This is a genomic window from Viridibacillus sp. NPDC096237 (genome assembly GCF_050278625.1).
Classification (GTDB): domain Bacteria; phylum Bacillota; class Bacilli; order Bacillales_A; family Planococcaceae; genus Viridibacillus.
This window is the reverse complement of the sequence record NZ_JBNNTI010000010.1, coordinates 1-23915: the sequence shown is the minus strand read 5'-3', so window position 1 is coordinate 23915 and position 23915 is coordinate 1. Positions and strand designations below refer to the sequence as shown.

18 protein-coding genes, 6 pseudogenes and 1 riboswitch are annotated in these 23915 nt (G+C 33.2%); of the genes and pseudogenes, 8 read left to right on the top strand and 16 right to left on the bottom strand.

The annotated features are described in order from the left end of the window. Positions 1 to 825 (top strand): urease accessory protein UreD, encoded by an 825-nt coding sequence (locus tag ACQKMD_RS08055; RefSeq protein WP_427750984.1) that lies wholly within the window; start codon positions 1 to 3, stop codon positions 823 to 825. Between the two features lie 149 nt (positions 826 to 974). Here the strand turns inward: ACQKMD_RS08055 and ACQKMD_RS08050 are convergent, their stop codons facing one another. From ACQKMD_RS08050 to ACQKMD_RS08025, 6 genes are all read right to left on the bottom strand, one after another. Next, positions 975 to 1577: an ABC transporter ATP-binding protein gene (locus ACQKMD_RS08050; protein WP_427750983.1), complete on the bottom strand. Its 603-nt coding sequence runs from the start codon at positions 1575 to 1577 to the stop codon at positions 975 to 977. Continuing rightward, on the bottom strand, positions 1567 to 2490 hold the full coding sequence (locus ACQKMD_RS08045) for an ABC transporter ATP-binding protein (protein ID WP_427750982.1): 924 nt from the start codon (positions 2488 to 2490) through the stop codon (positions 1567 to 1569). Before ACQKMD_RS08045 ends, ACQKMD_RS08050 begins: the two co-directional genes overlap by 11 nt. A gap of 31 nt (positions 2491 to 2521) precedes the next feature. Continuing rightward, a complete protein-coding gene (locus ACQKMD_RS08040; protein WP_427750980.1) occupies positions 2522 to 3376 on the bottom strand; it encodes an ABC transporter permease in 855 nt (284 codons plus the stop codon). Further along, positions 3373 to 4332, bottom strand: a complete 960-nt coding sequence (locus tag ACQKMD_RS08035) for an ABC transporter permease (RefSeq protein WP_427751130.1) — start codon at positions 4330 to 4332, stop codon at positions 3373 to 3375. The genes ACQKMD_RS08040 and ACQKMD_RS08035 overlap by 4 nt, the downstream gene beginning before the upstream one ends. Before the next feature lie 44 nt (positions 4333 to 4376). Further along, positions 4377 to 5999: an ABC transporter substrate-binding protein gene (locus ACQKMD_RS08030; RefSeq protein ID WP_427750978.1), complete on the bottom strand. Its 1623-nt coding sequence runs from the start codon at positions 5997 to 5999 to the stop codon at positions 4377 to 4379. 489 nt (positions 6000 to 6488) lie between these two features. Then, positions 6489 to 6962: a DinB family protein gene (locus tag ACQKMD_RS08025; protein ID WP_427750977.1), complete on the bottom strand. Its 474-nt coding sequence runs from the start codon at positions 6960 to 6962 to the stop codon at positions 6489 to 6491. Positions 6963 to 7454: 492 nt separating this feature from the next. Here ACQKMD_RS08025 and guaD point away from each other — a divergent pair, with 492 nt between their 5' ends. Beyond that, positions 7455 to 8825, top strand: coding sequence for a guanine deaminase (gene guaD, locus ACQKMD_RS08020; RefSeq protein ID WP_427750975.1), 1371 nt, complete (start codon positions 7455 to 7457; stop codon positions 8823 to 8825). Positions 8826 to 8911: 86 nt separating this feature from the next. Then, entirely contained in the window at positions 8912 to 10264 is a 1353-nt protein-coding gene (locus ACQKMD_RS08015; protein WP_427750973.1) for a uracil-xanthine permease family protein, read from the top strand. A gap of 134 nt (positions 10265 to 10398) precedes the next feature. Here the strand turns inward: ACQKMD_RS08015 and ACQKMD_RS08010 are convergent. Further along, a pseudogene (locus ACQKMD_RS08010) lies at positions 10399 to 10743 on the bottom strand (IS3 family transposase); the annotation flags it as partial. A gap of 24 nt (positions 10744 to 10767) precedes the next feature. Between ACQKMD_RS08010 and ACQKMD_RS08005 the strand changes: the two are divergent. Continuing rightward, positions 10768 to 10932: pseudogene (locus tag ACQKMD_RS08005) on the top strand (ArsR family transcriptional regulator); the annotation flags it as partial. 131 nt (positions 10933 to 11063) lie between these two features. Here ACQKMD_RS08005 and ACQKMD_RS08000 read toward each other — a convergent pair. After that, positions 11064 to 11159: pseudogene (locus ACQKMD_RS08000) on the bottom strand (ArsR family transcriptional regulator); the annotation flags it as partial. A gap of 80 nt (positions 11160 to 11239) precedes the next feature. Next, positions 11240 to 11339, top strand: a riboswitch (purine riboswitch). Between the two features lie 194 nt (positions 11340 to 11533). Between ACQKMD_RS08000 and ACQKMD_RS07995 the strand changes: the two are divergent. Continuing rightward, positions 11534 to 12700 (top strand): MFS transporter, encoded by a 1167-nt coding sequence (locus tag ACQKMD_RS07995; protein WP_427750971.1) that lies wholly within the window; start codon positions 11534 to 11536, stop codon positions 12698 to 12700. A gap of 354 nt (positions 12701 to 13054) precedes the next feature. Here the strand turns inward: ACQKMD_RS07995 and ACQKMD_RS07990 are convergent, their stop codons facing one another. The 4 genes from ACQKMD_RS07990 to ACQKMD_RS07975 form a co-directional block, all read right to left on the bottom strand. After that, on the bottom strand, positions 13055 to 13453 hold the full coding sequence (locus tag ACQKMD_RS07990) for a RidA family protein (RefSeq protein WP_427750969.1): 399 nt from the start codon (positions 13451 to 13453) through the stop codon (positions 13055 to 13057). A 254-nt stretch (positions 13454 to 13707) separates the two neighbouring features. Beyond that, complete coding sequence (locus ACQKMD_RS07985; protein ID WP_427750967.1) at positions 13708 to 14256, bottom strand: GNAT family N-acetyltransferase; 549 nt, start codon at positions 14254 to 14256, stop codon at positions 13708 to 13710. 769 nt (positions 14257 to 15025) lie between these two features. Then, positions 15026 to 15205 carry a hypothetical protein gene (locus ACQKMD_RS07980; protein WP_427750965.1) on the bottom strand — a complete coding sequence of 60 codons (180 nt, stop codon included), beginning with the start codon at positions 15203 to 15205 and terminating at the stop codon, positions 15026 to 15028. Between the two features lie 14 nt (positions 15206 to 15219). After that, positions 15220 to 16485: a helix-turn-helix domain-containing protein gene (locus ACQKMD_RS07975; RefSeq protein WP_427750963.1), complete on the bottom strand. Its 1266-nt coding sequence runs from the start codon at positions 16483 to 16485 to the stop codon at positions 15220 to 15222. 229 nt (positions 16486 to 16714) lie between these two features. Between ACQKMD_RS07975 and ACQKMD_RS07970 the strand changes: the two genes are divergently transcribed. The 3 genes from ACQKMD_RS07970 to ACQKMD_RS07960 all read left to right on the top strand — a co-directional run bounded on the left by ACQKMD_RS07970 (position 16715) and on the right by ACQKMD_RS07960 (position 19672). After that, positions 16715 to 17092, top strand: coding sequence for a hypothetical protein (locus ACQKMD_RS07970; protein ID WP_427750962.1), 378 nt, complete (start codon positions 16715 to 16717; stop codon positions 17090 to 17092). A gap of 553 nt (positions 17093 to 17645) precedes the next feature. Next, positions 17646 to 18785: a hypothetical protein gene (locus tag ACQKMD_RS07965; protein ID WP_427750960.1), complete on the top strand. Its 1140-nt coding sequence runs from the start codon at positions 17646 to 17648 to the stop codon at positions 18783 to 18785. 14 nt (positions 18786 to 18799) lie between these two features. Beyond that, complete coding sequence (locus tag ACQKMD_RS07960; RefSeq protein ID WP_427750958.1) at positions 18800 to 19672, top strand: ATP-binding cassette domain-containing protein; 873 nt, start codon at positions 18800 to 18802, stop codon at positions 19670 to 19672. A gap of 783 nt (positions 19673 to 20455) precedes the next feature. Here ACQKMD_RS07960 and ACQKMD_RS07955 read toward each other — a convergent pair. From ACQKMD_RS07955 to ACQKMD_RS07940, 4 genes and pseudogenes are all read right to left on the bottom strand, one after another. Continuing rightward, positions 20456 to 20808 (bottom strand): annotated as a pseudogene (locus tag ACQKMD_RS07955) (CPBP family glutamic-type intramembrane protease); the annotation flags it as partial. Then, positions 20806 to 21396, bottom strand: a pseudogene (locus ACQKMD_RS07950) (MerR family transcriptional regulator); the annotation flags it as partial. The pseudogenes ACQKMD_RS07955 and ACQKMD_RS07950, both read right to left, overlap by 3 nt. Before the next feature lie 230 nt (positions 21397 to 21626). Beyond that, entirely contained in the window at positions 21627 to 22535 is a 909-nt protein-coding gene (locus tag ACQKMD_RS07945; protein ID WP_427750957.1) for a PhzF family isomerase, read from the bottom strand. Between the two features lie 468 nt (positions 22536 to 23003). Further along, positions 23004 to 23622, bottom strand: a pseudogene (locus tag ACQKMD_RS07940) (DUF2441 domain-containing protein). Positions 23623 to 23915: the final 293 nt, after the last annotated feature.

Genomic DNA, 23915 nt, shown 5'->3' with positions numbered 1-23915 from the left:
ATGTCAGATTGGACTGGTGTTTTATCACTAGACCTGGAAGAACGGAAAGGGAAAACGGTCGCTAAGAATGTGTATTTCCAAGGAGCACTGAAAGTTATGCGACCGATTTACCACGATGATTCAGGACAAGTTTGCTATTACCTTTTAAATCCCGGTGGTGGTTATTTAGACGGTGATCGTTACAAATTGGAGATATCCGCTAACAAAGATGCGAAGGTAACACTAACTACGCAATCCGCAACAAAAGTATATAAAACACCGAAGAGCTTTGCTTATCAGGAAACAACTATTTCACTAAAAAAAGGAAGTTACTTAGAATACCTGCCCGATCCATTAATTGCTTATGAAAATGCTCGTTATAAGCAGAAGAATGTAATTCATATGGAGCGTGGTGCAACATTCCTATCTACAGATATTCTTACCCCTGGATGGTCTCCAAGCGGTGAAAGATTCAGCTACGCTACCGTTCAATTACTTACTGAAATTTATTTAGACGGAAAACTTGGCATGTTTGATCATATTAAGTTAACTCCTAACAATCAAAACCTGTCTGGGCTTGGTTTTATGGAAGGTTATACTCACTTAGGCTCAATGGTCGCAATAAGTGAAAATACGGAAAATGCTCTCCTTGATGAACTATATGAAATAATTCGAATGGAGAAAGCTGATTTTAAAGTTGGGATTTCAAGACTTGCCGTACCAGGCTTCAGTATAAGAATCTTAGCGAATTCTACCCAACTAATTGAGCGAATTTTTAATAATTGCCATAGAATCATTGGCGAAAAATGGACTAATCATACACCAAATTCTTTACGAAAATACTAATAGATAACCTAGTTCAGGCAATCGAAACCGATATCCATGAAAAAGTGGCAGAACAAGAAATTGATTAGCGATAAATGCTGTTAACTTAAAAAGATGCCAGTAAAAAAGGAGGTTTCCATTAAAGACGCCTCCTTTTCTAATATTTAATATTATTTTCTATTGAAATCGATGACACGATGACAAAGTCTTTGCATTAACTTAAATTCATGTGTAACAACAACTATGCCCATATCTCTCTTTTTAGCAATTTCAATAATAGCATGCCATATTTGAGCTTGTGTATTTGCATCTAACATAGTTGTCATTTCATCTGCGATAAGAAAACGAGTATTCGGCCCTAATGCTCGAGCAACACAAAATCGTTGTAACTCCCCCCCAGATAATTCATGTGGCCAACGCGTTAACCATTCTTGTTCAATACCTAGTAAATCTAACAACTCTTTATCGGGTTGATATCCTTCATTTAGAATTTTATGCATTTTCCATCTTGGATTAATCGCCTTTTCTGGATGTTGAAGGACCATTTGAACACAATGATATTCATTTTTCGGTAACTTAGCACCATTAAAATATACAGCCCCTTCAATTGGTGACTCGTATCCCGCTAATATTCTGCAAAAAGTAGTTTTCCCTCGCCCACTTGTACCTGTAATACCAACAATTTCTCCTGGTTCTATCGTCAAATTAACTCCTTGGAATAACCATGGCCCATCTCCATATCGAAATCCAATGTCTTTTGCTTCAAGTCGCATGAATACACCTCACCATTCCATCTCTAAGTTCCCTCATTTCAGGTAGTGCTTGTCGACATTCAGGCGTTGCCATTTCACAACGTGGTGCAAACAAACATCCTGGTGGCAATGAACTCGGATGAGGCTGCGAACCTGGAATAGGGATAAATTCATTTTGAGGTAATGCCCTCCACAAAGCCTTAGTATAAGGATGGCGTATCGCCTCACCCTTACCTACAAAATTCTTTACAGGCGCAATCTCTACCGTAGTCCCTGCATAAAATACAGCAATTTTATCGGCAATTTGAAGAGCCGATTCAATATCGTGTGTGATTAACATTACAGCACAATCGCTATCGGCAAACTCTCTAAAGTTATCTAATGCTTCTTTAATAACGATAGGATCAAATCCCGGAGTAGGCTCATCCGCAATAATTACTTTTGCATCACTTACCATAGCGGTGGATAAAAGAGTTCTTCTTGCCATGCCCCCTGAAAGTTGAAACGGATACATGTTTTCAACTTCTTTTCCAAGCCGGTAACGTTCAAAGACCTTACGTTGAGCAGATACAGCATCTCCATTTTTAACAGAAGTACGAACCTGACTTCCAACACGCATAAGGGGATCTAAATAGTTTACCGATTGTGGAACTAGAGCAATTTCCTTCCCCCTTAATGCAGGTTGCCGCGTAGGTGTTAGTTCCTCCCCCTTATACTTGATGGTCCCACTGACAATAGCATTGCTAGGAAGTATTCCAAGAATGGCATGTGCAAGTAAACTTTTCCCCGAGCCACTTGCACCAACAACTGCTAGAATCTTACCCGCTTCAAGAGTTACATTTAAACTTGAAATTACCTTATGATTCATTTCTTTAAATCCACCTGTATATTGTTTAAAAGATACTGATAAATTTTCCACTTCAAGAATAGACATTTGTTAACTCCTCTTATTAACACATATATGATTAATCATGAGTCTTAGTAGGATTCATGAGAACTCGGATGTTTTCTCCAATTTGATCAAAAGTTCTCACGACAATCAATAGACAAAGTCCTGGGAAGAAAGCAAGCCACCACATACCCGAAGATAAATACTTCATCGATTCAGATAAAATGATTCCGATTGCTGGCTCATGCGGTGACAATCCTAAACCTAAAAATGTTACTGCTGCCTCATGTAAAATAACATGAGGGAAAAGTAACATAAAACCAATTAAAAGTTGTGGAGCAATATGTGGCAAAATATGATGCAAAGCAATCCACCATTTGGGTTTTCCCATCTTTTGAGAAACTTGAACAAATTCTGCGGAACGAACTTGCATAACCTCTGCCCGGATGACACGTGCAAGACTTGGCCAATGCGTTAAAGTCAATCCAACTACAATCCCTTTAAATCCCCCACCTAAAGTAAATGCAATAAGGATAAGGATTACAAGATGCGGAACACTTAGAAAAAGGTCAATGATCCATGAAATAATTCGATCTGCCATTTTACCCATTGTTGCAGCTGCCATACCAAGGAATAGAGCAATCAAAGCACTGCCTATTGCTCCAATCAAGCCAACCCCTATACTTAAAGAAAGCCCCATCACTGTTCGTATAAACATATCTCTACCTAACCAATCCGTGCCAAAGAGATGATTTAGTGATGGAGCAGAATTACGTTCGCTAAGATTCGTTACAACTTTCCCCTCATCAAGGAAAACTCCACCTAGTATAACAATAGTTAAAAATACGATTAAAATTAGTATTTTCAATAATGTCAGTTGCTTTGGATTCAGAGAAAATCTTTTATTCGAATTTTTTAGGCTTGGAATCATAACTTCCTCACCTCTCTCATTCTCGGATCTAATATATGATAGCTCAAATCAGCTAATAAATTCCCTACAAAAACAAATATAGCACTAAATATTACTAACCCCAATAACAGAGGTACATCCCCTCTAAGCCCGGCTTCTATCGTTGCTTGTCCTAAACCAGGATAAGAAAATACTTGCTCTGCCAATACTGCTCCACCAAACAATTCACTAAAAGCTGCAAATTGTAAAGTAATCGCAGGCAATGCAATATTACGTAATCCGTGTCTCCAGAATAAGATAAAACCTTGTTCACCTCTCGCTCTAGCAAATAATACATAATCACTAGCTAGAACATCAATTAGCTTTTGACGCGTATGAAGTGCTACATTAGCAACACCCAATATACTAAGCGTCAGCACCGGTAGAATAAGATGTTGAATTCGATCCATCATAGTAACATTTTCTGAAAGAACGCCAGCTGGAACACCTAGTCCAATTGGGAACCAACCTAACCATACAGCAAAGACAATTAAAACGAGAAGTCCCATCCAGAAAGTTGGGGTCGATGCTAATGTAAAACAGTACCATTTAATGATTCGATCAATCCAAGTACCTTTTTTCATAGCTGCTATAACTCCCAGTATAAAGCCAATTACACCTGAGAGTAGCCAAGCCGCTACCATAAGAACAAGTGAATTTAAGAATCGCTCACTAATAACATCAATTACCGGTCGACGAAATATCATTGAAGTTCCTAAGTCACCTTTTAGAACAGCAGATCCCCAATTTAAGAATTGAACTATAACTGGCTGGTCTAATCCCCAATACTCAGCTATCTTCTCTCGCTGCTCAGGACCTACCTTCAACATATCTGCGCCAATGTAGGCTTGAATTGGATCAATCGGAGAGTTTTTTACTAATAAAAAGGAAATAAAACAAATAGCTATCAATAATGTAGTTATTCGTATACCTTTCATCAATATAAATAACCCAAGCTTTCCACCTTTAGTTTTATGCACTGTTATTTAGTCCATTTCCAATCAACGATGTTATCTGTAGCTGGCCAACCATGACCATGAACATGGATTCTTTGATCTCCGATATCAAGTCCATCTTTCACCAAGTACAAGTGATTGATATTTACTAACCAAGCCCATGGGGCATTACCTTTTGCACTTAAACCAGTTGTACCATCCCATTGAGCTTTTTTCCAAAGTTCAATTGCTTCTTCTTCATTTTTTGACCTAAGGGCTTTTTCAAAATATGAATCTACCATTTTATTTTGATAATAACCTGTATTGTAATACTCTATTCCAGCAGATTTACTACTATAAATATTGTACATTTCATGTGGATCATGACTTCCCCATCCCATTAGTACAGGATTTGAATACATTTTCTTAGCAATCATATCCCAACTTCCGCCTTCTAACTTGATATTAATGCCTAACGGTTTCAACATATCGACAACAGTAATGGCAAGAGATTGTCTAATAGTATCATTCGATAAGTAATAAAGAGTAAACTCTGCTTTTAAAGAGTCCTTCTCAAGAATCCCATCTCCATCTGTATCCTTCCAACCAGCTTCACTCAATAACTTCTTAGCACCATCCATATCAGCATCTTTAATAACCGTTTCCGGATTCCACCAAGGAAGTCCATCTACCGATGTATAGGCCGGTGTACCGTGTCCTTCTAACACTCCTTCAACAAGTGCTTGTCGGTCTACTCCCATATTAATCGCATGGCGAATAGCAGGATCTGCTGTTACATCATTACCAATAGGTAATCCATTTTCATTAACATCACCAGATTTAACAAATGGGAAGACGATACCACGATTATCTACAGTTTGTACTGTTTCTAGTCTCATGCCTTTCACTTTCTGCTTACTAAATGCGGCAGGCATATACGCTAAATCTACAGTGCCCGCTTGTGCAGCAGCAAATGCAGCATCTTCATTTAAAAATAAAAACGTTATCTGTTTAAAATTCGACTTTTTATCATAGTACTCTGGATTAGCTGTTATAATAAGTTGCTGCCCCTTGTCCCATTGGACGAGTTGAAAAGGACCTGAACCTATGGGATTTTCAGCATAATCTTTTCCGTAAGCGTGTTTTGGTACGATTCCTGTTGCAACTAAAGCGTTTACAAACGTTGATTGTGGTTCTTTTAATGTGAATTTTACCGTGTAATCATCTACTTCTTCTACTTTATCCAAACCATTAAGGTCAACTACTGATCCATTGTTATTAGCTGTTTCAAATGTAAAAACAATATCGGCAGCAGTTAGTGGCTCACCATCTGAGAACTTCACATCTTCACGCATTTTAACTGTCCAAACCTTACCATCTTCGCTAACTTTATATTTCGTTGCAAGGTCATTTACAATGTTAAGCTTGTCATCTCTTTTAAGCAGCGTGCTTTGGAATAATGGAGAACCATAGCGCCCCCATCCTGTTGTTGGATCAAAACCAGCTTCTGGCTCAGAATCAAACGCCAACACAAGCTCGTCCTTTTTCTTCTCATTTACTTCTTTACTTCCCTCATCAGACGGATTGGATTTAAATAAATTGCAACCCACCAACATAAAAGAAGAGATGAAGGTAACTAACACTAATACAGTAAATAATTTTTTCTTCATTGAACTCACCCCATAATAAAAAATTCATCTCCAAAAAACCCCTTATCTATTTATAGAATAAAGAATAAATTGGCTTGTTTTAAAAATGTTTCCAAAATTAAAATCCACCCTATAGCCAACAAAAAAACTATTCAATTAATTGCACTACAATAACAAAGGTGCCCATAATGTTTTTCTAACAGATGTTGTTACAGGAGGTATTACAAATTGTGCCTACATAGAAGTTAGATAATTTCTTAGCTAGAAGATGGTGGAAGGGATTAAACGGTGCATAAAATATATAGAAAGTAATAGATATGATGGATTACCCTACGCATTAAGACCCAATTCTTATCTATCCTATTTTAATAGTTAAACCATTAATAAGGCAACTTTAAAATTTACTAAAAGGTTCATTTTTTAAGGCTTCATCTGCAAAATATGTAGCATAATTGATAGTACAACAAAAGCCCACCAAAAAAGGTGAGCTTTTACATCAAATTATTGATATTATGATTGCATTTCTTTTGTTGGCCCCATTACACCTGGCACTGTTAATCCCGCTTGGCGTAATAGTACTGTCATTTGACCGAGATGATGTGTTTGATGGTCAATTACTGCACGTAATAGTTTTCCACGTGCAGTCGGCCCTGCGAAACCATTTACTTCTTCAAGTAATGCTTCATCTGTTAGTTTTGCTGCTTCTACTTTATAAGCCTCTATTACTTGCTCATATGCATCAACAATTTCAGCTACATCTGTAGGCGCTTCTTGATTACGGCCAGGTCCTGGTATTTGTAGTCCTGCGAAATGACCAAATGCTGCTCCAGCACCAACTAAATGCCAAGCCAACCATCCAAGAGTACTATGTCCTTCCACAATACTCTGATTTAGCTTGTCATTCGTCAACGCTTTAAATACGCTTAATGCACTTGCTGAAGACGCAGACCAATCTTCCAGAAAATCTTCTACTTTACGATACATATGCTTCACTCCTATTCTGTATTATGTTCTACGGCTTTTATCATATCGAAATGAGCGTAGGATATGCAATTTAAAGGTTTTAGGAGTTACATTTTCATTTGCAGTTCTTACTTACTATTAAGAAAAATAAATTTTATTTGCTCACAAATACTTACTTTCTATCTCATCAAAAAACGCCTTGAATAATCGTATAAAATCTTTTTTATCCATTTCGATTTCGAAACAGTTCTTCTTATTTCCCCTATATTCTAATATGAATATTCAGTTTTATTAGATAAATAAGACGAATTAGAATCTAAAATGCCATAACGTAAATGTAAATTTTTCAAATCCTTCTACAAAACGATATTTTATTATCTACAACAGAGTAATTTATCATCTAAAACCCACGGACACTCCTTAGTAAAATATTCGTTTTTTGTAGACTTAACACTCGTAATGCCCTATAATAATCGATACAATCAATAAAATACGAACATTAAGGTGAGTTTTATGGCTGAATATACGCATATTTTTAAAGGGACTGCTTTTTCTAGTAAATCATCAAAGGAAGTACAAGTTTTAAAAGATTATCTATTCTGCATCAACGCTGACGGCATGATTGAAAAAGTCATTGCACCAGAACATTCCGATTATCAAATATTACTAGATACATATCTAAATAAAGAAAACTTCCATCATTTAGCTGAAGGACAGTATTTCTTACCTGGATTTATCGATTTACATGTTCATGCTCCGCAATGGGCACAATCTGGAACTGCACTAGACATTCCACTATATGATTGGTTAAACAAATATACCTTCCCAATCGAATCTAAGTTTTCTGATTTAGATTTTGCAAAAGAGGTCTATGAAGATTTAGTCAACACCCTACTTGCAAACGGAACAACTACATCATTATATTTTGCAACTGTTCATAAAGAAGCGAGCTTATTGCTAGCTGAAATTTGTGCTAAAAAAGGTCAACGTGGTCTAGTTGGTAAAGTTGTCATGGATGATCCTGAACAAAATCCAGATTTTTATCGTGATGCTGACACTCAAACGGCATTAGCAGATACAGAAGAATTTATCTTAGCTGTTAAAGAGTTAGCGAAATCAACAAAACAAGGTGTTTACCCTGTTGTAACACCACGCTTTATACCAAGCTGTACAGATGGTGCTTTAAAAGGTTTAGGGGAATTAGCTGCTAAGTATAATACGCATATCCAGTCTCACTGTAGTGAAAGTGATTGGGAACATGGTTACGTGCAAGAGCGATTCAATAAGAATGATGCCTTTGCCTTACATGATTTCGGTCTATTAGGCGATAAATCCGTAATGGCACATAGTAATTTCTTAAATGATGCAGATGCAGAGTTATTTGCTGAGACAGGAACTGCCGTAGGTCATTGTCCAATTTCCAATGCTTATTTCGCTAACAGCGTCATCCCTATTGCTCATCTACACTCAAAAGGTGTTGATATTGGTTTAGGCTCGGATGTTTCCGGTGGTTTCTCACCAAGTCTTTTCGATAACGCTAGACAAGCTGTCATGTCATCTAGAATGTTAGAAGATGGTGTTGATACATCTCTTCCAGCAGAAAAACGCGGCGTACCAAATTCACGTATCACGATTAATGAAGCGTTCTATTTAGCAACTGCTGGAGGCGGGGAAAGTTTAAGCTTACCAATCGGTCGCTTAGAGGAAAACTATACTTGGGATGCTCAAATTATCGATACAAAACTAGCATCTGCAAAACTACCAATTTTTGATGCGAATGAAGATTTAAACGATATTTTCCAAAAAATCATGTATCTTGTTCGGCCAGAAAACATTAGTGAAGTCTGGGTACAAGGCAACAAGGTTCATGAAAGAACAAAGTAAACTAAAATAAAATTACCTTTTAAATAGAAATAACATTTGTGGAATTAAGCATTAGACAAACTTAAAATTTTGAGGTGTGCATCTTAGTGGAAACACAAAATAACAAGCTAGCTAAAGATAAAATCAATACCCCACATTTAACCGTTTTACCCGATGAAAAGGTTTCATTCTGGCAATCAGCCCTACTGGGTTTACAACATGTAATGGCTATGGACGTCTATGTAGTACCTTTCCTTATTGCAATGTTAATTGGTTTACAGTCAGGTCAATCAACAGCTTTGATTCAATCGACATTTATTGCAGCAGGGATAGCCACGATTGTCCAAACTTATTTCTGTATGAAACTACCGATTGCACAAGGTCCATCTTATGTGCCACTTGGTGCCATTGTGGGTATTTATGCCGCTAGTGGTGGCGGTGAACTAGGCTGGAGCTCTGTGTTAGGGGCAAGCTTAATCGGAGCTATTTTAGTAATTATTTTAGGCTTTACGGGGGTTTTCAATAAGATTGTGAAAGCTTTCATTCCACCGATTGTTGGGGGTACAATTATCTTCGTCGTTGGTCTTTCGTTAATGCCAGTTGGTTTAAGTAATAATATCTATAACGGAGCAGGTGCTACGATCAACCAAAATATCTACTTAGCTCTTATTTCAGCTGTAGTATTAATGATCTGTGTTATGCTAGGTTCTTTCTTCCGTCAGAAAGGTCGCGTTTTCCGCATCACTTCTGTAATTATTGCGTTAATTGCAGGTTGTGTAGCTGCTAAATTTATGGGTGTATTAGATTTATCGGCAGTTTCACAAGCAAAATGGTTTAGCATGCCACAAATTCCTTTTGCAGATTTCAGTTTCACTTTTAATATTTCTGCAATTATTACAATGGTTATTATTTATATAGTATTAATGGCTGAAACAACAGGTACATGGTTTGCTGTAAGTAATGTAATCGACAAACCATTAACAGATAAACAAATTAATCGTGGGGTTATTGGTGAAGGAATTGGCTGTTTCATAGCTTCATTATTAGGCTCAACTCCTGTAACTGGTTACTCAACAAATGCAGGTGTTATTTCTATCACAGGTATTGCAAGCCGTCGTGTTTTTGTTGCTGCGGGTGCTTGGTTTGTACTATTCGGGTTTTCAGGTAAATTAGCGGCTTTAATCTCTGCTATCCCATCAGCAGTAATCGGTGGAGTATTTGTCATCGTTTGTGGCATCATCGCGATTAGCGGTTTACAAGTAATGAAAAATGAGAGAATTGGCGAAAAAGAGATGTATGTGATTGCTGTACCAATGATCTTAACATTGGCGTTAACATTACTTCCTGACGATTTCTTATATTCTTTACCAACTACAGTACAATATTTATTCAGCTCACCTGTTGCAACAGCAGCTTTAGTAGCAATAGTATTGAATAAATTATTACCGAGTATTAAATAGTCGTAAGAAACTAGATTGAAGGTTAGTAGATTTCCGAGATACTCTTTTCTCTAATGCAATAGAAAAATATTATAAAACCTCTGCTTAATATTTCATTTTGAAGTGACCCCTAAAAGTTAGACACAGTTATTTCATTAGGCAGAGATTTGGGCATGAGTTCGATATTGTATTGGGCTCATGCCTTTTAATTTTGCCTTAATTCGTTTTGTATTGTAATATGTTATATATTTTTCTAATTCCGTTTTAAAATGCTCCACACTTTCAAACTCTTTTAAATAGAGGAACTCTGATTTTAGTATGCCAAAGAAATTCTCCATCACAGAATTATCGTAACAGTTCCCTTTACGAGACATACTTTGAATAATCCCTCTTGATTCAAGAGCATGGCGATATTGCTTCATTTGATAATGCCAACCTTGATCCGAATGCATCAGTAGCTGTTGCGCTTTAGGTAGGCGCTCTAAAGCCTTTTCTAACAATCTAATGAAACTCGTAGTCAAATTATGTTGTGGTTAAAAAATCCAGAGGTATTCTTTGATGAAAGACCTTATTTAGAACAAAACCTCAATTTCCAAATTGGTGTATGCGTAGGAGATATTCAAGCTATGGTAGGACTTGCACAATGTGTTATTTCTAGTTATTTATTAACTATGCAAAAAGCTGGTTTATAAGAATCTATTACTGAGCACATTAATTGAACTAACGATGCCAGTTAGTTTAACGCATGTTTAATTCCGATGCATTCGGTTTGGAAATTTGTATTTTTAACATAATTAGTATGAAAAGACCTCCCTTCCTTTTATAGTTTCTTTTTGATGTACTCGGAAAATTCTTGTATTGTTTTTTCGTTCTGACGATAGTACGTCCATTTCCTAATTCGCTCAGATTCCAACATTATTTATTCGTGTCGAATGATGCGATTATACTTGAGTAATATCGAATGGTATGATAATCTGAGAAACAGATAAATTGTCTTAGAAATTAATTGAAATTATATGTATAACCTCAATAATACGGCTTGAGGGTCTCTACCAGGAACCGTAAACTCCTGATTACAGAAAATGTCTTTTCATTTTTTGTAGTCAGGAGTTTTTTTATTTCCCAATATTAGGTATCCATCTATTTTAAACTTGTGATGAGCAACTCATAAGTAAATATAATTTCAACTTGAGATTGATAAGTAACGTTGAGGAATAATTCGTTAGTACTTATCTCCGTCAATAACTAGTATACATTTTATCAATTTAGAAAATAAAGGAGAATTCTGTAATGAATCTAAAAGTATTTATACTCGCAGCTTCTACTGTTGCAGTAGGGCTGGTTGAATTAATAGTAGGTGGAATATTACCAATTATCGCCGACGATTTAAATGTAACGCTTGGCACTGCAGGACAACTAATTAGCGTATTTGCTCTTGTTTTTGCCATTTCAGGTCCTGTACTTCTTACACTGACTGCAAAAATTGAACGGAAACGTTTGTATCTTATTGCATTGTTTATTTTTTTCCTTGGGAATTTGATGACATATTTTAGTCCTAACTTTTCTTTAATAATGGTTTCGAGGATTATTACTGCAATGAGTACGGCATTAATTATTGTACTTTCGCTAACAATTACAGCGAGGATTGTTGAACCTGCTCATAGATCGAAAGCTATAGGAGTTATTTATATGGGCATTAGTTCTTCACTAGTTTTAGGAGTACCTCTTGGAATTTTGATTAGCAATGCTTTTGGATGGCGTATTATATTTCTCGGGATTGCTTTCCTATCAATCGGATCTATGCTTCTCATCCATACATTTTTAGAGCCGATTCCTACAGAAGGAGGTATTAAGCCGCTTTCTGTACAATTAAAAGCACTGGGGAGTTTTAAAATAGCTAGTGCGCATCTTGCAACAATGTTTACTTTAGCAGGACATTACACAATTTATGCCTATTTCACTCCTTTTTTAGAATCCACTTTAAATCTTGATCAATATTGGATAAGCATATGTTATTTATTATTTGGTATTTCAGCAGTATGTGGCGGGGCATTTGGGGGAGCACTTGGAGATTGGCTCGGGGCTCCTAAAAGCATTTTACTAGTTATTGGATCCTTCGCCGTAGTATTATTTTTACTACCTCTTTCTACTATTTCACTTTTCGTTTTCCTAGTGGTCATGATGATTTGGGGGGCGCTAAGCTGGAGTCTAGCTCCACCTCAACAAAATTATCTTATTCAAACTGACCCTAATACTTCTGATATTCAACAAAGCTTTAATAATTCTGCTTTGCAAATTGGTATTTCATTAGGATCCGCAATCGGTGGTATTGTACTGCAGCAAACAGGTTCAGTCACAAGCACAGCACCGGTTGGGGGGGCCATCGTAATTATAGCTTTACTATGTGCGATTTTTTCTATAACTAGACCTGCTTTAACAACCAACGAAGCTAAGTGAATAAATGAAAAGAAATTCAGAAAAAATATCCTGAAATTAACTTAACCAAACATTAAAAGAAGGTTGTTGATGAGCTCAATTACTCGTCAGCAACCTTTTTTAGATTTTCATAGGTTTGGACCTTGATGAAACAATTAATAATCCAAATGTACTCAAGTATTATGAATAGATGAAGGCTTTTTTGATGGTCGAAATGCAACAAAAAACCAAATGAAATTTATTAAATAAAAGAAATAACGTGCTTGTAACCTTAGTGCTAAATTTTTTTATCTATAGTTCATCTTTATTTCAAAACAACACCATACAAAAGTGGTGATGATCTTTGCATGGTGTTGGATGAGGTACGTTGTTATACTAAACTTTAGCCGCCCAAATTTCTATTTCTATTTTAATTTCTGGTAATCCTAACTCAGAAATATAACCAATCGTCATTGCTGGGTAATCATTACCGAATAATTCTTCCCATTTTGAATATAAGTAATCCCAATCAATCTTTTCGATTGCCCATACATTTACTTTAATAATATTATTAGCAGTTAATTCTTCAGAGTCTAATACTGCTTTAATGTTATTAAAAGTATTTCTAATTTGTTCGTTCATATTTTCTGGAAATTCACCATTCTGATCTATTCCAATCTGGCCAGATGTCACATATAGCTCTGCATTTCTTGGAATTTTAGTAATATGCGTGTAATTGCCAACTGGATTAGGTATTCCTGTCGGGTTCTTTCTGGTTATTTGTTCATTTTCCATATCATTTACCTCACCATTTTAAATTTTCTACTGTTTTTCCTTATATCATTTTTGGACACACTTCACCCATAAAAAATGATTTTAGAAAAAAACAGCAGTAGAGTATCCATATCCAAAAGATAAATTGAACACTCCTTTTTTCACTAAAATGACAATATAGTAATTTTTAATTAATTATATATATCAAATGGTAAATTATCGAACCAACACCTAACAAAATATCTCTTATTAAAATATATTTTTCTACTAAATTATTATTCTATTGAGTTAATAATCCCATAATGCACTAGATCTTCATATCGATTTTCTTTCCTCACTTGGTCAATTAATATCCCTTCTCTTTTCATGCCTAATTTTTGTATCACTCTTCCTGAAGCTGGGTTTGAATTAAAGTAACGAGCAAATACTTTATGATATTGCTTTTCATCAAATGCAAATTGTACTATAGCTTGCGCTGCCTCTGTAGCATATCCATTTCCCCAAAATTCTTCACCAATCCAATAGGCTATTTCACCATTATTAAACTTTTTGTTGTTAGATAGCGCTACAGCTCCATATAATTCTCCGCTTTCCTTATCTGTTATAGCAAATTCATATGATTTATTAGCATTATAATTATCAAGATGATGTTCAATCCACGATAAAGCATCCTCTATAGCGTATGGATAAGGTAGGTACAATGTATTTTTATATAGATTATAATTATTACAAAGTTTAGTAACAGCTACTGCATCAGATTTTCGAAACAATCTTAGTACTAGCCTTTTAGTGGTAATTGTTTTATTTTGATTATCATATATCATAAAAAATCCCCCTACATTAGATGAGATAGAACTAATATCGAGGAAGTTAATTGCACAAATATTACTTCCTCAATTAAACGCTGGTAAAAACGAGACTTCAATTAACTAATTTAACTATCCTGTTTCTATACTTCGACAGAAAAAAAGAGATATCCTTTATCAAGCTACCGCACCCGTAAGTAGAATAAGAAATTACTAATTATTTTTAATCGGCTTCTTAAAATCTTTTAATTCAACTTTCAGCCGATTCCATTTGAATTTTTTAATAGTCCAAATAATAATATTCCCCAAATCAAAATTATTAATATATCAAGAAGTTTTAACCAAGTTGATTCAAAATCAAAAATTATTTTACTGATAAAGCTTATGAATATTAAACTTAATACGATTCCCAACAATGCTTGTTGCTTCACGCTCATTTTAATCTTTTTCAATTACCAAATTATACATATAAATATTGTAAACTATATTCAAAAAGCCCGATGCTCCAACTTTAGAGTGTAGGGCTTTTTGAAATCCTCAGTTTTATCTATTAATCATTTTATCTGTTGTTATTTTATATATTAGTTCATGGTTACTATCGGTTCGTATATATAGTAAAAAAGTGTTCTAGAGGAATTTTAGAGTGTAATACTAAATGTGATGAATACTAAAAAGAGAGTTGGTCAAATGGCAGATACTCTGACTGAAACATTGATTTGAACTAAATGTTATTGTCATTTCTTTTCCGCCTCAATTTTAAGAGTTATTGCGTAATTTATCCACTGTCTTATACTTCCTTTAAAATTCTTTCCTTAACTTCAATATTCAAATCCACTTTATTATTTTGTATATTATATAAGATACTAGGTTCTTTTTCCTCCGAAATAAAGTTTGAACTTATATTTGAAGATATGCCAATTACTAGTATGAAGGTTAGAAATATTGCAATTACTATTTTTCTTTTCATATCAATTATACCCCCTATATTTCAATTAAATTTCTTAATGCATTATTAGATAACAACTCAAAATCCAAGGCTTGTTTATACATTTTTTTCTTTGCATAATAACTTGATAATAACGAAGAATAATTAGATAATTTTGTATAATCCTTTCTATCTTTGAAATATGGAATAACTTTTTGCCTTATAAGAATCTCTAGATGTTCCTGTCGATCAGACAGCAGGTTTTCATAAACGGAAAATTCTAATTTCAATCCTTCGTAATTTTCAACATCCTTATTTAAATAATGTATACCTTTATTAACCCAAGCTATAGCCTTTGTAAATTCTTCATTTTTATAATTTTCTTTAACTAAACTTAAGATTAATAAAGCTCTATCTTCTTCATTAATTTGTATCGAAGAAGATAAGGTTTGTTCACATATTTCAATAGATTTCTTACTATCCCCTGTTACAGAATACAAATGACTTAGGTTTATATAAGCTAAATTAACTTGAGAAAAATCATTAATACTAGATGCTAATTTTATTGCTAATTTATATTGTTTTATTGCTTCTTCAAAATTTTTTATGCGACGGTAAGAGATTCCTAATGTTACATGACATTGCGAACAGCGTTTAATATTATAATTTTTTTGATAAATATCTAGAGATTTACTTATAAAAAAAATAGCATCAGTAGTTTTGCTTAAACCACTGCAAGTAACTCCAAGTGAATAATATAAATCTGCAGTTTCAGAATCTGATAGATACAAGTAATGCATTAATTCTTTTGCCTTTACGTATGAGATATACGCTCTAGTTAAATTGGATTTAAGTGAAAAAACATTCCCTCTAAATTTATTCCAAAAATATTGTTGTTCTCTATTAAAATCCACGGAAACGGAATTTAAATAAGTTATTTGGTTGTATGCAGCCTCAATTTTTCCTTCTTTACAATAATGTCTTATAAGATATATCTCAATATTTATAATAAAATCTGGATCTACAATACATTTTCTTTTTTCCTCTAACTTTTGAAAAGCTTGATTGATTTCATTAATATTAAAACTTTCTAATAGTAATTTAATCCAATTATCGTAATAGGATTTCCAATTGTAATTACTCCCCTCTATTCCATGTATCTCCAACTTCTTCAGTAATAGTTGATTCACCTGATTTGATGCAATAAGTAAGTTATTTTCTATCTTTGAAAGATACGACACAGAGATTATATGATCAGCTAATTCTTCTTGAGTCATGCCTTTTTTTATTCTATTCATCCGTATAATTGAACCAATTTTCATATCACTACCACCACATAAATTATATATATACATTATACAAAATTTAGCAAAAAAATCAATATTATCTATTTTTGTTTATTTATTATTTTATGGCAATGAAAAAATGAAAGTTTATATATCACTGAATAGGCTAAACTGACTTATATTTTCACAATACAAAGCATTTGATAGATTGTTATGATTAACATGAATTAGAAAATAATTCAAAAAATACCTAGGAGATGATATTATGAATTTAACGAAAAAAGTTTTAACGTTTGGTTTTGCAGCGACTGTATTATTAACTTCTGTTTCTACAAGTGCTACGACATACATTAGTTCGTCGTTGACTGGAACAAATGCTGAAACAGGATATAAATCCTTAGGATCTGGTACACGTTATCTTAAAGGAACTGGTTCAAGTGGGAGTGGTAATGCATATGCCATGAAAATTGTTAAATTCTTTCCAGATAAAGCTATGACTTCAATTTCTTTATCAAGCGGAAATAGTGCAAGTTCATCCTTTACAGCTGTTAGTTCCACTGACGATGGTATAACTCAATCTTATTACATTCGTTGGAACGGCAGTTCTTCCAAAGCGGCAGCTGATGTGAAATTAACAGACTAACATAGACTACAAATAATTATTTTTACATAAACACTAATAGAAGCTTACCCTTTTATTAGTGTTTATTTTTAACTTAGATATGGCTAAATTCTTGTGCAAACTAAGAGGAGGATAAGTCATTGGCTAGTATGGCCAATACTTAAAATGAGAAATGATTAAATATCCTATATTTTATTTAAAAGTTATGACTAAAAGTCTGATGTTTTGGCTTTCAATTCTCTTTATCTCTTTACTTACTCTTCGGGTTATTAGTGTAATTGAAGTGTCAATATTTGATTTTACACAGATGTACTACTATTCTTTTATTTGTTTAAATTTATTTTTTCTAAGCTCTACATCTTCGATTGTTTCGAAAAATTATGATGTACTCTATTTTTTAGAAAAAGACCCATTTAAGAGACATTTAACGATACTGCGTTCTTCGTTCATTTTAACGATGTTCAGCGGACTTTTTTTATTGACAATTCTATTTCTGTTGAAGAACGAAGCATTCTCTCTACAATATAATCTAAGGGGTATTTTCCATTTTTTTTTAATATGGATGACAACAAATATGCTTGCTGCCACCATTGGTAGTACGATGGGTCTCCTTTTGAAAAATGGTTTTTCCATATTCGTATCAATTGCTATATACAGTTTATTTCTTTGGGAATCGGCAAAAGTAACGAATACTCCATTACACAAATTTTTCAATATATTTGATGACTATACATATATATTTTCCAATAATATTTCAGGTGTTCTATTTAACACTCCTTATTTTCTAGATAAGTTATTTGTAGTTTTTCTTATATTACTCATTTTATTTATTAGTTTTAGTATTTTAACATATACCAAACGGGTTCATTTCGTTGTATATGCAAGTTTCTCATTATTAGCCATGATTGTTATAACAGTTTTATCATATGAAAACATACAAAGTGTAGAAGCACCCATTAAAACAATAAAAACAGATACTTACAACATTGAATCTTATAAAATGGACTTGATATTAAATAAGAAAATAGAAAATAAGGCAGATATTCACATACGTTTTCTAAGGGAGACTAAAAACATTGTTTTCCTTATAGACAATATTTTCAAAATTAAAAATGTTACAGTAAATGAACAACCCGTTGAGTATAGTCATCAAGAAAATCAATTGATAATTAATTCGCTGCATAGACAAAATGAAGAAGTTGAAGTAATGATTACTTATGAAGGGAACGTTCATGTTCAAAATGATTTAGGCGTTGAGACTTATTATGTTTCGTATAATGCTATTAATTTGCCAGCTGAAGTATTTTATTGGTATCCTACTACTTCTGACAAACAATTGATGAAGTTTGATGTTCATGTAAAGGCAACAACCAATCTTTACTCCAATTTGTCTGCATCTAACGGAAAGCCCTCCGTTTTTAAGGGGAGTGCCACGAGTATCAACTTTTTTGCTGGTGAATATAAAGCTATTTCGAAAGATGGTATTAAGTACGTAATCCCTATTAGTTATAACTTTGAGGCATTTCAATCATCTTTAACATCTTGGCTGAAGGAAGCTGTTGAAAATAAATCGAATGATTTAACAAAAACAGAAATCGCCACAATCAAAAACAAAGACTATCAAAAAGTTATTGTAGGTGTTTGGCCATTTAATATTGGATACGATGGGGTGCAAGTGGTCGAAGATACAATATTGATGAATTATATGGAATAGGTGGTTGTAGAAAAATGGGGAATATTTTACAAATAGAGAACGTAACTTTTTCATATGGAAAACGGGTTATATTAAAAGATCTCTCATTTAAATGTGAAAATGGAATTATTGGGTTATTAGGAAATAATGGTGTAGGTAAAACAACATTAATGAATATATTAACTGGATTAAAAAAGGGAAGTAAGGGAAAGGCGCTATTAAATGATGTCGATTTATTAAACACAAAAGCATATCCAATTCAACATGTCGGTTATTTACCTCAGCATTTCGATATTTACTATAATATTACGGGCTACGATTTTTTATCGTATGTATATGATGTGAAAAATTTTGCAAAGGCGGACAAAAAGAAAATAATTGATGAGACAATTGAAAGGTTTCATTTACAATCTGTAATTCATCAAAGAGTAGGTAGATACTCTGGAGGCTATAAACGTAGACTTGGGATTGCACAAGCCGTACTTGGTAAACCAGCATTAATTATTATTGACGAACCTACTGTGGGACTAGATCCCGAACAACGGGTGGAGTTTAGAAGTTTTTTATCTGAAATAAGTAAAGAGTCCATTACGCTAATTTCTACGCATATTATAGAAGATATTGAATTATATAGTGATCATATTCTAATCTTGAAAGACAAATCTCTTCAATTTGAAGGTTCGATTGATGAAATCATTCAAGCAAGCTCCCCATATATTTATACGATTGAAACGAATTTAGCAACACTTGCAACTCTAAAAAAACAAGTTATCGTATTAGAAGAAAGGCGCCTCAATAAAGACTTGGTGAAAGTTCGATTTATTAAAAATCACCATGAAATTATCGGCAGCTATCATGAAAAGGAGATTTCTTTAGAAAATGCATATGTATATTTTCAAAAAAGATAATTTGTTTGAAAAGCATTTTTTCAATATCTATGATGTGAATAGGAGAAAATTAAAGTTAACTGGTGCTATTCTAATTTTTTTATTCGCATTCTCGTTTATATATTCTGCTCCTTCAAACTATATGGCTTCCATTCGAGAAGAGTTTTCACTAAAAAGTACGGATAATATATTTGACTATTCGGTTCCTTTATTAGCTTCATTTATGATTTGCTATGTATTCTTTGAAGATTATAAAAACAAAACATATGAATTACTTGCTTTCTTAAATAATAAAAAATTTAATTGGATTATGTTTTATCGGTGGAGTTTTTATGTATCACTGTTTATAATTGGTTCGTTTATATCAGGGCTGTTCTACTATCGAAATATTTTATTTTTAGATGTTCTGAATATTTCTTTAAGTCTACGGTTTATCCCTAACATACTATTCTTATGTTCATTGATGCTATTTTCGATAGTATTCTCTAAAAATAGTTATATTGGTTTATTTGTTACTTTGTCATACTTTACAACGGATTTGATATCAGATGGAAGAATGTTCAAAATTTTCTCCATTGGTGCAAATTCAAATAATTTTTATTATACTATCTCACCGGAATATTATTTATTGAACAGACTAATTCTAATTTTGTTAAGCATTTTTTTCTTAATTTTCTCATGTAAAAGATCCTTGAAAATTTAATAGAATTCCCTATAAAATGAATCCTAATTGTACTGATTGAAATTTAAACAACATTAAAGAGCCTACTACATTTCGTATGTAGTAGGCTCTTAGTTTTTACATCAAAATAAAACACTTTTCTTTCCATTAATATTGTTTGTCGCTTCCTTTCCATACAATACTTTCTTTGGATTTATAACGATGATAAAAACCGCTACTACTAAATAAAAAATTGCGTTATATATGATTAAATCGATTAAGTTTCCGTTTATTATGCCAATAAAAAAATTAAAAAATTGGTGGATGATGATTGGGATGATTAAATTCTGATTTAAGTTATAAAATGCTGTCATGACAACCTTAATGGCTATGATTGAAATCATAAAGAATAGAATATATTTGATTAAATCAATGCCCACATACCCCACCAAAATCCTATGATTATCGAAGATTTTAATGGCGAATGCTTCTGTTCATACCCTTTTTCTATTGCTACTTTTCTTAAACTAGCTTCCACGTTATGATCAATACTTTCCCCACCAGTTGACCATCTTCCATCTTCAATAACTGTATAAATACATTTTGAGTGAGATAGAATCTCACCTTCTATTTCTTTATCAAAATCTTCTACTTTACTTACAATTATAAACTTATCTTCTATAATACCGTCTTCATTGAAACTTATAACTCTTCTTAAAGATGTTAGAGTAACTGCTTTTTTTAAGCTGTCTGTGTTCTTTTTTAGAGTTTCATATTCATCATAAGCAGTAAAATGTTCTATTTCTCCTTTTATTTCTAAGGGCTTCATTTCTTTTACTATGAATTCTCCTAAGAATTGTTTAATTTTTTCGCAATCTCTTTTTACTATTTGAAGCTTTTTTAAAAGAAGCTTTTTATATTCTATTTCCTCTAAAACATCTTGTTCTTTCTCTTCTAATAATGATTTTATTCCATCTATACTCTTACTTTTTCTTAATTCCTGAATTTTTTTAATTTCAATATCAATTTCTCTATAGAAATTTACTGTTGTTATATCATATATATCAAAATGATTCCTCTTTTTGCTTGTTCCAACGTTTTAAACTTTTTATGATTCGTTATTTAACTATTCTGCGGTGTTAGTTCAATAAAGAAAACGGTAGTTTGAGTGTATTATTTCACAAATTTCCCCATAAAAAATAATACAAAATTCACCGTCATAGAAATAACTTTATTATGATTTACAGTTTATATGACTGAAATTCGTATTAATAAAGACCTCCATTTACGATTCAAATTTTTACATGTGAATTGCTAATTAAGTAATAACTCGGACTTAAATACGATTACAGCATTTCCTGCAATTCTTACTTCCTCTGGTTCCTGATTATAAATTTTCACTTGAACATCAATAATACCCGCCCGTTTTATAGCTTCGCCCTGCACTGCTTTAAAACTAAATAAAGTATTATCATGTTTGACAAGTCTATGATGTATCAAGTAAGCGCCTAAAGGACCGTTCGCATTACCTGTAACAGGGTCTTCGTTAATACCAATTGCAGGAGCAAACATTCTTCCATGAATTAAAATATCAGAGTCGGGAGCATTCATCGTAAAAACATAGAAACCATTGCAATTAATCAATCCACTGACTTTTGTGAGTAAATCCATATTAGGGTTTAATTGGTTGAGAAGTTCCGAATTTTTAATTCCAATCATCACCTTAGAATGCCCGGTAGAAACGATTTGTACTGGACAATCTTCTAGTAAATCATTTTCACTAATATTGAAAGCTGTAAATATGTTCTCTAAAGCTACACCTTCAATCACAGTTTCAAAACTTATACTCCCCTGCGTCATAATAATTTTGTAATCATTATCTTCATTAATCACATCGACTGGTAAAATGCCTGCACCAGTTTTATGATAAACTTTAACTGTATTTAAACTATTTTCAACTGCACGAGCATAGTGGGCAGCGATCGTCGCATGTCCACAGATAGGAACCTCATGAGTAGGCGTAAAAAAACGAATATGTACATCAGATTTGCTATTGTCTGATTTAAAGATAAATGCCGTTTCCGAATTGTTAAGCTCTCTAGCAATCCTCTGCATCTCACCCGAAGATAAACCATCTGCATTTGATATTACACCAGCCGGATTACCTGATAATTTTTCTTTCGTAAATGAATCAATTTGATATAATCGGTACTTTCTTGCCATGTCATTTTCCACCTTTTATATATTGAATTTCTGGTCCTTTATACTATATTTTATTAAAGTTCCCCCGTTGCTTCTATAAGGAGCTTGGTGGGGTTCATATAAAAATGTAGCAACAATTACATCGGAATGTACCCTTTTGTTAGATAAACAAATATCAAAATAGGAATAAAAATGAAGACCATAATTAAATTGCTTAAAACTATGAATCTGTTGTTTGATAAATAACCTAAAAACAATCCAATTGGGTTAAGAAATAATGTTAAAGACCAAATAAGGAATCCAAGAAAAAATCCCATATAGCAAAAGGATAACAGATAGTCCAAAGTATTTCTTTGTTTTTGAGGTAACTCGACTCAATAATTCCAACACCTTCCATTGATAAACAACCAAATTTTAACACAGATTCGAAATAAAGTTATTACACTAAACTGCTCGTTAGTTGAATAAAAAAAGAGCCGTACAAACAGCTCAATAATCTTCAACTAAAGCACTCGATAATGATGAAAAATCATCAATAACTTCTACCACTTCAATGATTCCGTTAACCAAAAGCTCAGGTAGTTCATTTTTCACATTACCCTTCCAATATTCTATAGATTGTTCAATTTTCCGAGAAAAAGGGACCCCATCCGCCTTTGGTAAAAGGTTTGCATCTCCCTCAAGAATTTCCAATAACTCGAAGTTTAACAATCTGCAAAACTTTCCGATTATAAGATTCAAATAACGCTTTCCATTTCAAAGCGTCTTCATAGCTTTTCGTAGCGTATAAGCAAGACAATCTTGAAGGATATTCAGGATATTCTTGAAGTCTAACCATTTCTACTATAGCTTCTCTAATAGCTCTGATTGTTTGCTCAACACTATTTAAAGTTACTTGGGCATTTTCTTTACTCAAGTTCAAGCCTTCATTTGTATAATGACCCTGTAAAATTTGAATGAAGTCATCGCCTTTAGAATTCAATTGTTCTGTCTCAAAAAAGAATTGATATAAGGTGTTCTTTTGGTTCTTGTTGAAGTAAATTATCTGTCCTTGACTCATTTTTTTCCTAGTAACGATATGATAAACATACAATTCGTTCTTTTCCATAGTCTACCTACCTTTCCAAAATACCATGTTATTAAACTAACCTCATTCGTTAGTTTAAATACATTTATTCACAATCTTCATAATGATATTAACATCAATATCCAATAAAAAAATCATCTCACCTCTAAGAAATCTATAGAGGTGAGATGATTTTAACCAAACTTTATTAAAAAGAACAAACTTTATCCTGAATTATTCATAGTGTTTTAAAGTTTTAAGATTTTCATGAGATTTTTCGTGTGGAGGGATATTTGTACTGAGTAAACACCTTTGTTAGAGAAGCTTTGAAAAAG

What these genes read in the sequence shown, in the direction of transcription:
- guaD (WP_427750975.1), top strand. Translation starts at nt 7,455, where the DNA reads ATGGCTGAATATACGCATATTTTTAAAGGGACTGCTTTTTCTAGTAAA.
- ACQKMD_RS07975 (WP_427750963.1), bottom strand. Translation starts at nt 16,485, where the DNA reads ATGAAAATTGGTTCAATTATACGGATGAATAGAATAAAAAAAGGCATG.
- ACQKMD_RS08030 (WP_427750978.1), bottom strand. Translation starts at nt 5,999, where the DNA reads ATGAAGAAAAAATTATTTACTGTATTAGTGTTAGTTACCTTCATCTCT.
- ACQKMD_RS07995 (WP_427750971.1), top strand. Translation starts at nt 11,534, where the DNA reads ATGAATCTAAAAGTATTTATACTCGCAGCTTCTACTGTTGCAGTAGGG.
- ACQKMD_RS07945 (WP_427750957.1), bottom strand. Translation starts at nt 22,535, where the DNA reads ATGGCAAGAAAGTACCGATTATATCAAATTGATTCATTTACGAAAGAA.
- ACQKMD_RS07960 (WP_427750958.1), top strand. Translation starts at nt 18,800, where the DNA reads ATGGGGAATATTTTACAAATAGAGAACGTAACTTTTTCATATGGAAAA.
- ACQKMD_RS07985 (WP_427750967.1), bottom strand. Translation starts at nt 14,256, where the DNA reads ATGATATATGATAATCAAAATAAAACAATTACCACTAAAAGGCTAGTA.
- ACQKMD_RS08025 (WP_427750977.1), bottom strand. Translation starts at nt 6,962, where the DNA reads ATGTATCGTAAAGTAGAAGATTTTCTGGAAGATTGGTCTGCGTCTTCA.
- ACQKMD_RS08050 (WP_427750983.1), bottom strand. Translation starts at nt 1,577, where the DNA reads ATGCGACTTGAAGCAAAAGACATTGGATTTCGATATGGAGATGGGCCA.
- ACQKMD_RS08035 (WP_427751130.1), bottom strand. Translation starts at nt 4,332, where the DNA reads ATGAAAGGTATACGAATAACTACATTATTGATAGCTATTTGTTTTATT.
- ACQKMD_RS08040 (WP_427750980.1), bottom strand. Translation starts at nt 3,376, where the DNA reads ATGATTCCAAGCCTAAAAAATTCGAATAAAAGATTTTCTCTGAATCCA.
- ACQKMD_RS07990 (WP_427750969.1), bottom strand. Translation starts at nt 13,453, where the DNA reads ATGGAAAATGAACAAATAACCAGAAAGAACCCGACAGGAATACCTAAT.
- ACQKMD_RS08055 (WP_427750984.1), top strand. Translation starts at nt 1, where the DNA reads ATGTCAGATTGGACTGGTGTTTTATCACTAGACCTGGAAGAACGGAAA.
- ACQKMD_RS07970 (WP_427750962.1), top strand. Translation starts at nt 16,715, where the DNA reads ATGAATTTAACGAAAAAAGTTTTAACGTTTGGTTTTGCAGCGACTGTA.
- ACQKMD_RS07965 (WP_427750960.1), top strand. Translation starts at nt 17,646, where the DNA reads ATGCTTGCTGCCACCATTGGTAGTACGATGGGTCTCCTTTTGAAAAAT.
- ACQKMD_RS07980 (WP_427750965.1), bottom strand. Translation starts at nt 15,205, where the DNA reads ATGAAAAGAAAAATAGTAATTGCAATATTTCTAACCTTCATACTAGTA.
- ACQKMD_RS08045 (WP_427750982.1), bottom strand. Translation starts at nt 2,490, where the DNA reads ATGTCTATTCTTGAAGTGGAAAATTTATCAGTATCTTTTAAACAATAT.